Source organism: Umezawaea sp. (assembly GCF_036375055.1).
In the GTDB taxonomy this organism is placed as follows: domain Bacteria; phylum Actinomycetota; class Actinomycetes; order Mycobacteriales; family Pseudonocardiaceae; genus Umezawaea.
Genome location: NZ_DASUSQ010000168.1, coordinates 1 through 10880 on the forward strand (window position 1 = coordinate 1; position 10880 = coordinate 10880).

Consider the following 10880-nt stretch of genomic DNA (forward strand, 5'->3'; position numbering starts at 1 on the left):
GGCGCGGGCGTGCTCGGCGAGCCGCGGCTCGCCGAGCACGCCCGCGCCGACCATCGCCCCCTCGGCGAGCAGGAACAGCTGGGGCGCCAGCGCTTCCGGTAGCCCGGCGGCGGTGACGAGACCCGCGAGGTAGTCCGCGAAGGCCTGCTTGTGCTCGCGCGCGGCCCTCGCCACGACCTCGGACGTGGCGCCCAGCTCGCCGTACCCGTTGACCCACGCGCAACCGCGGAACCCCGGCTCCCGCAGCCACTCCCCCAGCCAGTCGTACACCGCGAGGATCCGGTCGCGGGGGTCGTCGGCCTGCTCCACGAACGCGGCGAGCGAGCCGCGCCAGCGGACGTCCCGCCGCCGCAGGTACGCCTCGACGAGCTGCTCCTTGGCCGGGTACAGCGCGTAGAGGCGCTTGAGCGAGAGGCCGGAGCCGCCGCGGAGGTCGTCCATCCCCACGGCCTGGATGCCGCGCGAGTAGAAGAGGTCCTCGGCCGTGTCGAGCAGCCGGGTGCGTGCCGTGTCGGCGTCGAGGGGCATGGGGCGTCCTAGGGGCTTGCGTCGGGGAACGTGCGTTCTCTAGAGTACTTGGAGAACGCACGTTCTCGTCAGTTGGGAGCCCCACCGTGAGCGATCGACCGCCCCTGCCCCCGTTCACCCCCGACACCGCGCTGCGGAAGGTCCGCGCGGCCGAGGACGCGTGGAACACCCGCGACCCGGAGAAGGTCTCCCTCGCCTACAGCGAGGACTCCGTGTGGCGCAACCGCGGCACGTTCGTCCGGGGCCGCGCGGAGATCGTGGCGCTGCTGACGGCGAAGTGGGAGCGCGAACTGGACTACGCGCTGCGCAAGTCGCTGTGGGCGTTCGCGGGCAACCGCATCGCCGTCCGCTTCCAGTACGAGTGCCGAGACGCCGCGGGCACCTGGTACCGCAGCTACGGCAACGAGAACTGGGAGTTCGACGAGCACGGGCTGATGACCCGCCGCGAGGCGAGCATCAACGACGTGGTGATCGCGGAGTCCGAGCGCCGCATCTTCGGGCCCCGCACCGACGACGAGCCCGACCTGCCCCTGCGGTAGGCCCTCAGGGCCGGACGAACTCCGGTTGGTCCAGCACTCGCAGCCAGCTGCCGTCGGGCTGGCGGCGGACCACCTGGGCGCGGGCGCCGGAGCCGTCCCCCGGCGGTGTCGACGTGAGGGCGATGTCGCCGCTCACCAGCGTGGGCAGCGGCTCCTCCCGCTCGAAGTGCGGCCGGTCGGCCAGCACCCGCTCCCACAGCGCCTGGATCGCCGCGCGGCCGACGGTCCGGCCACCGGGCGGGTAGGCCAGCACGGCCCCCTCCTCGTAGAGCGCCGCCACGCCCGCCGCGTCGCCCGCGTTCGACCGCTCGACGAACAGGCGGGTGATGTCCTCTGGTTCCATCGCTCTCTCGTTCACGCCACCCAGCCTGGTGGCGGTCCGAGCAGAAGTCCAACAGCTACTTCTTCTGACATCTAGAATCACCGGTCATGGACCTGAGGCAGCTGGAGTACTTCGTCGCGGTCGCCGAGGAGCGCAGCTTCACCAGGGCCGCCGAACGCGTGCACATCAGCCAGTCCGGTGTCAGCGCCCAGATCCGCAGGCTGGAACGGGAACTCGGCGCGGCGCTGTTCGACCGGTCCGCCCGCACCGCCACGCTCACCGTCGCGGGCGAGGCCGCCCTCGACCACGCCCGCGCCGCGCTGGCGTCCGCGAACGCCGTCGGCCAGGCGGTGGGCGAGGTGACCGACGTGATCAGGGGCAGGCTCACCGTCGGCATGGTCGTCGGGTGCACCGTGACGCCGCTGTTCGACGCGCTCGCCTCGTTCCACCGCGCCCACCCCGGCGTGGAGGTGTCGCTGCTGGAGGACGGCTCCGACCGGCTCGTCGGGGCGGTGCGCGACGGCACCGCGGACCTGGCGCTGGTCGGCACGGCGGCGTCCACACCGGACGGTCTGGCGGCGGTGACGATCATCAGCGAACGGCTGGTCGCCGCCGTGCCGCCGGACCACCCGCTGGCGGCCCGCCGCCGGGTCACCCTGCGCGACCTGTGCGACCACCCCCTCGTGTGCATGCCGCCCGGCACCGGCCTGCGCGCGGTCTTCGACCAGGTCACCGCGGCGCGGGACCTGCACCCCGTCATCGGGCTGGAGGCGAGCGCCGCCGACGCCGTCGCCGACCTCGCCGCCCGCGGCCTCGGCGTCGCCGTGCTCAGCGAGTCGATGGCCGAGCACCACCGAGACCGCCTGACCGCGCTCCCGATCGCCGACGCCACCACCCCGGCGCTGCTCAGCCTGGTGTGGCGCGACTCCCCCGGCCCCGCCCTGCGGGCACTGCTCTCGCACGCCCGCCGCGCCTTCGCGGCGGACCAGAGCGGCGGAACGGACTGGGCGGACCGGAAGAAGTCCTCCGGGTCGTAGGCGGTCTTGACCTCGCGCAGCCGGTCCGCGTTGTCCGCGTAGTAGGCGGACATCCAGTCGGTGAGCGCCGGGTCGGGGATGTTCGCGTAGGCGCCGCCGGTGTCCCACGGGTGGACGGCGGCCCAGCTCCGGGTGAGCCGGTCGACCGCCTCCCGTCCCCGCCGGGCCGCGCCGACCGGTCCGACGAGGACGGTGTGCTTCACGAGGTAGGTCGCGTTCGGGTGCGCGAACGCGGTGGCGTGCGCCGGAACGCCGCGCGACGGCGTGAAGGCGACCTCGTGCGGCTCGCCGTTCACCCGCCCCCCACGAGGTGCGCCGTCAGCTCCCGCACGGCGTCCTCCGGCAGCGCGCGGTCGAAGAACCCGGTCTTGGCCGCGCACATGCCGGGCCGGACGCGCACGAGCGGGATGCCGACCGGGTCGTGGGCGACGGCCGAGGCCGGGGTCGCCTGCACCAGCACGGCCCCCGCCGCCGACAGGTGCTCGACCTCCACGAGCCGCGGCTCGGCGGCGACCCCGGCCAGGAACTCCGAGAGCGCGTCCGCGGGGGCGGCGCCGACCAGCAGCGCCTCCGGCTCGTCGTCGGGGTGGTCCGGCACGAGCAGCACCAGCTCCAGCGACACGTCGTCCGGCGCGAACGGCGCCCACCCCAGCCACCGGCCGATCAGCTCGGGCGCGTCCCGCGACGGCCAGGCGAGCCGGACGTGCGTGCCGTGGTGCTCTCCCTTCCTCGTGGGTGACGCGACGGTGGCCAGGCCGTGCGCACACGTACTCAGCGCCGGGGGCCGGGGTTCCGGACCGGGTCGAGCAGCCGCGCGGTCGCCGGGTTCGGCCGGCCCCCCAGCTCGACGTCCAGCACCGCGGCCAGCCGCCGGTGGGCGTCCAGCGCCTCGCCCCGGCGCCCGGTCGCCACCAGCGCGAACAGCAGCCGGTGCCACAGCCGCTCCCGCGGCGGGTGCTCGACCACGAGCCCCTTGAGCACGGGGACGAGGTCCCGCTCGTGCCCGAGCGCGAGCCGGACGTCGACCAGCTCCTCGGTGGCGCGCAGCCGCAGGTCGTCGAGCACGACCGCCCTCGGCTGCGAGACCGCCGGGACCGGCACGCCTCCATCAGCTCGCCCCGCCACAGCCTCAGCGCCCCGGCCGGCAGGCGCGCCGCGTCGGCGTCCTCGCCGCGGCCGACGCGGGCGGGCGCTCCGGCCACAGCCCGTCGACGACCCACTCCAGCGGCAGCCTCCGGTTCGGGCGCAGCGCGAGCATCCCCGGCAGCACGCGCGCCATGCGCCTGGCCGGGCGCGGCACGGCACCGCCCGCGTGGACGGAGGGTCGACCCAGCAGCAGCGCAGCCATCGCCGCCCCCACCTGAACGGTCCGTTGTGGACGGAATTCCGCACGACCCCACGCTGGTATGAGCGCGCTCGGCGGGCCCCGGACACACCGCGGGCGAACCCCGTCCCCTGACCTCCGCGGGGGTCACGCCGAGGTTGCGAAAGGAGCGAGCGGCGAAAATTGTCGGTGCCCGTCGCTACCCTCCCGCTCGACACCAGGAAGACCGATTCGCAGGAGGAACCGTGGGCTGGCTCGACGCCGCGTCCGGGTACCAGGTGCGGCTCGCGGAGAACGGCAAGGTCCAGTGCCGCAACGGCAAGGGCAAGCTGCTCTCCTCGACGCCCGCGTCCATCAAGGACGATCCGCAGGTGGTGCAGCTGCGCCAGCTCGCCGAGTGGCTGGCGCGCCACAAGGCCGAGTGCCTGTCCGCCGTGGACGGATGGATGGTCCGCTCACTGCCCGTGCCCACGGCGTTGCTCACCGAGGTGTGGGCCGACGCCGCGTGGGCCGACGCCCTGCGTGACCTGGTCGTCACGGCGGACGGCGGCAGCGGCCCGGAAACGGGGTTCCTGCGGGACGTCGACGCGGAGAAGGGCCTCGGCGTGGTCACCCTCGACGGCGACACGGTCCGGATGAGGCCCGAGGTCGTGTCGATCCCGCACCCGGTCCTGCTGGACGACCTGGAGGAGCTGCGCGAGTTCGGCGCCGAGCTGGGCGTGGAGCAGAAGGCGCAGCAGCTGTTCCGCCAGACGTTCGCGCGCCCGGAGTCGTTCCCGGCGAACCGCGGTGCCGTCGACGACTACTCCGGCGGCAAGTTCGAGCAGCTCAACCACGCGCTGGGCCGGTGCCGCACGCTCGGCTACCCGGTGCGCGGAGGCGAGGCGGTGTACTCCGCGTTCGAGGACGGGCGGATCGTGGAGGCCCGCTACTGGATCGGCTCGGACTACCCCGAGGGCGAGACGTGGACCGGTGACCTGCACTGGACGCTGGAGAACGGAACCGCGGTCCCCCTGTCCGACGTCGGACCGGTCGCGTGGTCCGAGGGTATGCGCATGGCCTCGGCGATCCACGCCGGTCGCGTCGTCGAGGAAGCGGTGGTAGCACCATGAGCAAGGCACTGATCGCCGCCGGAGCCGTCCTGCCCGGTGTCGAGGCCGCGGGGGAAGACCGCGACACCATCACCGCCCGCCACTACACGCACCCCGGTCTCGACGACCGCGTGGTCGTGCGGCTGGTGCCCGCCGTCCTCGGGCGCGCCGAGGACCTGACGAGCGAGTACCTCGGGTTCAGCGCTCCCGTGCGCACCGCCGAGGTCGGCACCGGCAGACGCAGCGCCCTAGGCTTCCCGGCGTGGGCGCTGGTGAACGACCCGGCCAACGCCCACCACGCGCTCAACCTGGTGAAGGACGTCGAGCGCCTGGCCCGCACCGCCCGGTCGCGCGCCGGAGCCGCCAAGGACGGCTTCACCCACCTCGGCGTGATGCTGGGCCGCTCCGCGCCGCACTTCCTGCCGACGTTCTACGAGCAGGCGGGCCGGATCTTCCTGGAGCACGGCAACCCCACGTACGCGGCGAGCATGTTCGGCAAGGCGCGGGAAGCCGAGGAGGTGCACGACCTGGAGGTCGACCAGGAGCGCACCCGCGAGGTGTTCCTGGAGTTCGCGTTCGCCGGGGCGCTGACCGCGAAGGCCCTGTCGGCGCACGCCAAGGGGCTGGCGCGCAAGCACGACGGCGGTTCGGCCTACGAGCTGTTCCTCACCCTGTGCGTCGAGCGCACCCGAGGCGGTCTGCCGCCCTACACCGGGATGCCGGAGGACCTGCGGCGCCTGGCCAAGGTGGCCAAGCTCGACGTCGCCGCCGAGGACGAGCGGCTGCTGCGCGCGGTCCTGGACAGCTCCGCGATCACCCGCGCGGGCGTCGGGTTCTGGAAGTCCTACCGCGAGGCGCTGATCGCACTGGCCACGCGCGACACCGAGGTCCGCCACCTGCTGCTGACGTTCGTGCCCGCCTCGGCCGCCGCGCTCGACACGTGGCTCGGCGTCCTGGAGGCCTGCGGCGCCACCCGCGCGCTGGTCGAGCCCGCGGGCGAGGTGCCGACCGTGCCCGCCCAGTGGCTGTCGTCGGTGCTCGCGGTCCGCGCCTCGGAGTGGCGGTCCGTCGGCCGCTCCACCGCGCTGCTGGACCTGGTGGAGGCGATGGCGGGCAGGCTCGCCGCCGACGCCGTGCCCGTCAAGGCGCTTCAGGGCTGGCGCCAGCGCGAGCTGGACGTGCTGGACCTGCTCGTCTCCCACGACATCCCGCTGACCGCGCCCGACCGCGCCGACCAGCAGTACGACGTCTCCGACTGGCTGTCCGACGAGGCCCCCGGCCGCCGCGACCTGACGGCGCTCGCGGCCTCCGAACGGCTCGCCCCCTCCCTCGGCGGCGGGGTCGTCGCCCACCTCCGCTCCAGCGCCCGGCACGGCGTGGCCGACACCGAGGTGCTGCTGGGCGTGCTCGCCGTGCCCGGTCTGCGGGCGGCGCTGCGCCGCTGGATCACCGGCAGCGCGGCCGGGATCACCGCGTCCGCGCTGCCCGGCCTCGCCACCACCCTGGAGACGCTGGCCGTGGTGCGGCTGCCCGAGGCGTTCGCCGACGTGCCGGAGGCGGCCGAGGCGATCGGCACCACCGACGTCGCCGCCGCCCTGCACACCACGCTGCGCACCGGCCTGTTCGACGAGCTGGGCTGGCCCGCCCTGGAGGAGGCCTACGCCAAGCTGGCCACGGTGGGCGGCAAGAACAACGAGGGCGTCACCGCGTGCGGCGAGGGCTGGCCCGCGCTCGTGCTCGGCCGCGGCGGCACGTTCATCGTCGTCGGCCCGGACGGGATCCTCGCCGAGCACGTCTCGCGCGTCCCCGCCGACACCAAGACCACCTGGTCGTCCACGCCCGTCGCGTCGTGGTTCGACGGCGCCCTGCTGGTGCGCTGGCGGACGTCCGACGGCGAGCGGGCGTACTGGAGCGACGCCCCCGACCAGGTCTTCGCCCCGACCAGCGAGTACCGCGGCTACTACAACAGCGACGTGGACGACCCGTCGATCGCGCTGCCCGACGGCGGCCGGTTCAGCGGGCGGCGGGCCGTGCACCGGGGCGACACGCAGATCCCGGACCCGGCCAAGGCGTTCGGCGACGGCACGACGGTGTGGACCGGGGCCCGGCAGAACCAGCGGTGGTGGTGGCACGAGGTCGACCCGGCCACCGGCGAACTGGGCCGGGCCAGCCTGCCGCGGTTCCTGGAGGAGTTCACCGAGGACGGCACCAGGCTCGCGCTGGCGGACTGCGACCTGCGCCCGGTGGCCGAGGGCACCGGGTCGAGCCCGCTCGGCGCGGCCGACGGCCTGCACGGCTGGCGCGTGCGCCAGGAGGCCGACGGCTCGTGGCTCGGCGAGGGGATCGACGGCCGCCGGGTGCGGCTGCCCAAGGGCTCCCGGACCCCCGAGGGCGTCCTCGGTCTGCCGGGCGGCGGCAGGCTCGTGTTCGCCGGGTCGTACCGGTCGGTGGAGCTGTTCGACGACGGCGGCACGCTGCTCGGCAGCCTGTCCACGAGGGAGTCGCACTCGCCCTACGCGGCGGGCACCCCGTTCCTCGTGCCCATGGCCTGGTGGCACGCGTTCAAGCCCCGCGACGAGGCCGGGTCCGCCGCCCTGCGCGGGATCACCCGCCGTGCGGTGGACGACGTCCTGGCCGCCGCGGTGGCCGAGCTGGACAAGAAGGAGGGCCAGGAGCGCTCGCTGCGCGACCGGCTCACCTCGCTGCTGGGCGGGGAGCGCGACGACCTCGCGCGCGCCGTCACCAAGGCGCTGCCCGGTCTCACCCACCCCGGTCTGATCGCCGGTGTCCTGGACGTGGTCCGCCGTGCCGCGAAGCAGCTGCGCACCTTCCGGGGCTTCGGCGAGATCGCGGTGGCCGCGAAGTCCGTCGACCTGGACGCGCTGGCCCCCGCCGGTCCCGTGGTGACCGAGGAGGAGATGAACGCCGCGCTCGGCTGGTTCGGCGGGTACCGCTCCAGCAGCACGCACGGCGCCAAGGCGACCGCGCTGCCCGAGCTGGTCGCCGCGCTGGCGGGCACGGCGGCGGAGGCGAAGCCCTCGGGGCGCGCGCTGCCCGAGTCGTCCGCCCCGGACTGGTTCGACCACCTGCCGAACCTCGGGGCGCTCGCGCTCCGCGCGGCGTCGCCGCTGACCCCGGAGGAGCAGCGCGCCGCCCTGGTGCTGCTGCTCCGGTCGCTCGCCGACAGCGGCCTGGCCGACGGCGACGGCCGCTGGCGCACCGTCGGCGTGGTCGTGCCGGACGGCACCGCCAAGCCGCTGCACCGCGTCGTGCCGGTGGGCGACGGGTTCATCGCCGTGTTCGAGGAGAACTGGCGGCACAGCCGGGCGAACATCTTCGAGGGCGTCCAGTTCAGCCGGACCCCCGGCAGGTTCGCCCTGCCCTCGGGCTGGCTGCTGGAGACGTCGGCGGAGGTGCGCCCCCGGCTCGCGGGCGAGCGGATCACCCGGTTCCTCGACGTGCTCGCCGAGCGCGGGCCCGCCCCGTGGGTTCCCGACGCCGTACCCGCGCTGGTGGAGCACACCGGGCTGGGCAGCGCCGAGGCGACCCTGATCCTCGCGGGGATGCCGGGTGTCGACCGGTGGGACGCGAACTACCTCGGCACCGCCGACCGCCGTCTGCTCGCCCTGTCCGCGGGCGGCGCCAAGGCCGCCAAGGAACGGCTCAAGAGGCTGACCGACGACTACCGCTTCGCGCTGCTCGCCGCGGCCGTGCCGGAGGACCCGGCCGAGCTGTGGACGAGCGGTCCGGACGTGGCCGCCGTCGCGGAGGTGTGGACCGCCGCGCACGGGCACCGCTCGCCGGTCCCGGACGACGTGCTGGTCGACGCCGCGAAGCTGCTGCCCGTGCCGCAGACCGGCGAGTACGTGACCGGTGTCGTCAACCCCGACAGCACCCCGTGGCTCACGACGGACGCCGACATGCGGCTGGACGGCACGACGCTGCGGACCCAGCGCGGCGACGGTTTCACCAGCGGCACCCTCGTGGCCGTGCCGCAGGTGCTGCTGTGGCTGGCCCAGCGGCTCCCGGCCGGTTCGCCGCTGCGGGCCAGGCTGCCGGAGGCGCTGGAGCTGGCCCGGCAGCGGGCCGCGGACCCCGGTTTCGCCATCGAGGTCGGCAGCTGGCTGTCGCGGGAGAACGTGGGCGGTCTGCTCGGCGGTGACATGCCGGCAGCGGGCGAGGTCGTGCAGCACCGCCCGTGGCTGACCGTCATCGGCATGTCCGACCAGTACTGCCGCCTGATCGTGTGGCCGGGCCGCCTCGGTCCGGCCGACCACGACCTGCTGGCGGCGCTGGTGGAGGTGACGCACACGCGCAGCGTGTTCACGTCGCTGGAGCTGCTGCTGGACGACGCCCTCACCGCCGCGTGCACCGCGACCGCGCCCGAGGGCGTGGACCCCGCGACGTACTTCCAGGACCCGACGGTGTCGGTGCCGCACCTGGTCGGCGAGGTGGCCGCGAGGTTCGGCCTGGACGAGGACGCGGCGGCGCTGTACCTGCAACTGCTGGCGCTGCCGGACCCGACGGACGCGAACGTGGCGCGCTGGACCGGCTGGAAGCCCGCCCGGTTGAAGAAGGCGCGCGCCGCGCTCGGGGCGACCGACCTGGTGCTGACGGCCAAGCGCGCCAGGGCTGGGCGCTCGCTGTTCCTGCCCGGCGGCTGGCTGCCGCTCAGCGCACCGCACCTGCCGCTGGAGACGTGGAAGACCCCGATGTTCGGCTTCACCTCCGTCCCCGCGGGGCTCATCGCCCCGCACGAACCCGTCGCCGCGCTGTTCGCCCGTGCTTGGCAGCGCGTGCTCGACGGCGACGCCCCCGCCTACGAAGAGCTCAAGACCGGAGGACGCAGGTGACCGCCGTCGCCCCCAGGCAGGTTGAACCGGCCGAGGACGCCCACCACGACGAACTGGCGTTCCTCGCCGCCTACGACGACGGTCTCCGGCCGCCGGGCTGGCGGCTCACCCCGCGCGCCGTCGTCACCTACATCGTCGGCAGCGGCGACCCGTTGGCGCTGCCCAAGGGCGTCACCGCGGCAGGCGTGCCGTCGCGCATGGTGATCAGCCCGAAGTTCGTCGGCGAGCGCGCGCTCGTGGAGCGGGCCGTCGTGACGCTCGCAGGCGAACGCGGTCTGCTGCTCGTCGGCGAGCCCGGCACGGCCAAGTCGATGCTCTCGGAGCTGCTGGCCGCCGCCGTGTGCGGCACCAGCCAGCTGGTCGTGCAGGGCACGGCGGGCACGACCGAGGACCAGCTGCGGTACGGCTGGAACTACGCGCTGCTGCTGGCGGAGGGGCCGAGCCCGCGGGCGCTGGTCCCGTCCCCGGTGCTGACCGCGATGCGCACCGGTGGTGTCGTGCGGGTGGAGGAGGTCACCCGCTGCCTCCCGGAGGTCCAGGACGCGCTGGTGTCGATCCTGTCGGACCGGCGCATCGCCGTGCCGGAGCTGTCGGGCAGCGACGACGCGACCGTGCACGCCGCACCGGGTTTCACCGTGATCGCCACGGCGAACCTCCGCGACCGCGGCGTCTCGGAGATGTCCGCGGCCCTCAAGCGGCGCTTCAACTTCGAGGCCGTCGGCCCGATCGGCGACCTCACCGCCGAGATCGCGCTGGTCCGCAGGCAGGCGAGCGCGGCGCTGGAGCGCGTGAAGGCCCCGTTCGCGGTGGACGACGTGGTGCTGGAGGCGCTCGTGACCGCGTTCCGCGACCTCCGCAACGGCGTGTCGGAGGAGGGCTGGGCCGTCGAGCGCCCGTCGACCGTCATGAGCACGGCCGAGGCGGTCTCGGTCGCCACGGCGCTCGGCTTGGCGGGCACGTACTTCCCCGGCGACCGCGACCCGCTCTCCCTGCTGCCGGGCCACCTCCTGGGCGTGGTCCGCAAGGACGACCCCGGCGACGCCGCGAGGCTGCTCGGCTACTGGGACGGCGCGGTCCGCCGCCGCGCCGAGTCGGGCTCGCGCACCTGGCGCCGCATGTGGGAACTCCGTGACGTCCTCGACGCCTGACGCACCGCTGGTGGTGGGCGGCCCCGCGGCCGCCCACC

At 74.8% G+C, this 10880-nt stretch carries 10 protein-coding genes; 5 read left to right on the top strand and 5 right to left on the bottom strand.

All coding sequences use genetic code 11. The features are described 5' to 3' along the window. Positions 1 to 528 (bottom strand): TetR/AcrR family transcriptional regulator (locus tag VFZ92_RS39580; RefSeq protein WP_330882783.1); only part of this gene is annotated, 528 nt, incomplete at its 3' end. A gap of 86 nt (positions 529 to 614) precedes the next feature. Here VFZ92_RS39580 and VFZ92_RS39585 point away from each other — a divergent pair. Continuing rightward, a complete protein-coding gene (locus VFZ92_RS39585; RefSeq protein ID WP_330882785.1) occupies positions 615 to 1067 on the top strand; it encodes a nuclear transport factor 2 family protein in 453 nt (150 codons plus the stop codon). A gap of 4 nt (positions 1068 to 1071) precedes the next feature. Here VFZ92_RS39585 and VFZ92_RS39590 read toward each other — a convergent pair whose 3' ends face one another. Further along, entirely contained in the window at positions 1072 to 1410 is a 339-nt protein-coding gene (locus VFZ92_RS39590; RefSeq protein ID WP_330882787.1) for a YybH family protein, read from the bottom strand. A gap of 86 nt (positions 1411 to 1496) precedes the next feature. Here VFZ92_RS39590 and VFZ92_RS39595 point away from each other — a divergent pair, with 86 nt between their 5' ends. Continuing rightward, on the top strand, positions 1497 to 2426 hold the full coding sequence (locus VFZ92_RS39595; RefSeq protein WP_330882789.1) for a LysR family transcriptional regulator: 930 nt from the start codon (positions 1497 to 1499) through the stop codon (positions 2424 to 2426). Positions 2427 to 2718: 292 nt separating this feature from the next. Here the strand turns inward: VFZ92_RS39595 and VFZ92_RS39600 are convergent, their stop codons facing one another. The 3 genes from VFZ92_RS39600 to VFZ92_RS39610 all read right to left on the bottom strand — a co-directional run bounded on the left by VFZ92_RS39600 (position 2719) and on the right by VFZ92_RS39610 (position 3774). Further along, on the bottom strand, positions 2719 to 3048 hold the full coding sequence (locus VFZ92_RS39600; RefSeq protein ID WP_330882791.1) for a hypothetical protein: 330 nt from the start codon (positions 3046 to 3048) through the stop codon (positions 2719 to 2721). A gap of 149 nt (positions 3049 to 3197) precedes the next feature. Further along, positions 3198 to 3527 carry a BTAD domain-containing putative transcriptional regulator gene (locus VFZ92_RS39605; protein WP_330882793.1) on the bottom strand — a complete coding sequence of 110 codons (330 nt, stop codon included), beginning with the start codon at positions 3525 to 3527 and terminating at the stop codon, positions 3198 to 3200. Between the two features lie 28 nt (positions 3528 to 3555). Beyond that, positions 3556 to 3774: a hypothetical protein gene (locus tag VFZ92_RS39610; RefSeq protein ID WP_330882795.1), complete on the bottom strand. Its 219-nt coding sequence runs from the start codon at positions 3772 to 3774 to the stop codon at positions 3556 to 3558. 221 nt (positions 3775 to 3995) lie between these two features. Between VFZ92_RS39610 and VFZ92_RS39615 the strand changes: the two genes are divergently transcribed. Genes VFZ92_RS39615 through VFZ92_RS39625 form a run of 3 tightly spaced genes read left to right on the top strand, consistent with a single transcriptional unit; the run spans position 3996 to position 10842 of the window. Beyond that, positions 3996 to 4862: a DUF4132 domain-containing protein gene (locus VFZ92_RS39615; protein ID WP_330882797.1), complete on the top strand. Its 867-nt coding sequence runs from the start codon at positions 3996 to 3998 to the stop codon at positions 4860 to 4862. Next, on the top strand, positions 4859 to 9694 hold the full coding sequence (locus VFZ92_RS39620; protein WP_330882799.1) for a hypothetical protein: 4836 nt from the start codon (positions 4859 to 4861) through the stop codon (positions 9692 to 9694). Before VFZ92_RS39615 ends, VFZ92_RS39620 begins: the two co-directional genes overlap by 4 nt. Further along, complete coding sequence (locus VFZ92_RS39625; RefSeq protein WP_330882801.1) at positions 9691 to 10842, top strand: AAA family ATPase; 1152 nt, start codon at positions 9691 to 9693, stop codon at positions 10840 to 10842. Before VFZ92_RS39620 ends, VFZ92_RS39625 begins: the two co-directional genes overlap by 4 nt. The last annotated feature ends 38 nt before the right edge of the window (positions 10843 to 10880 follow it).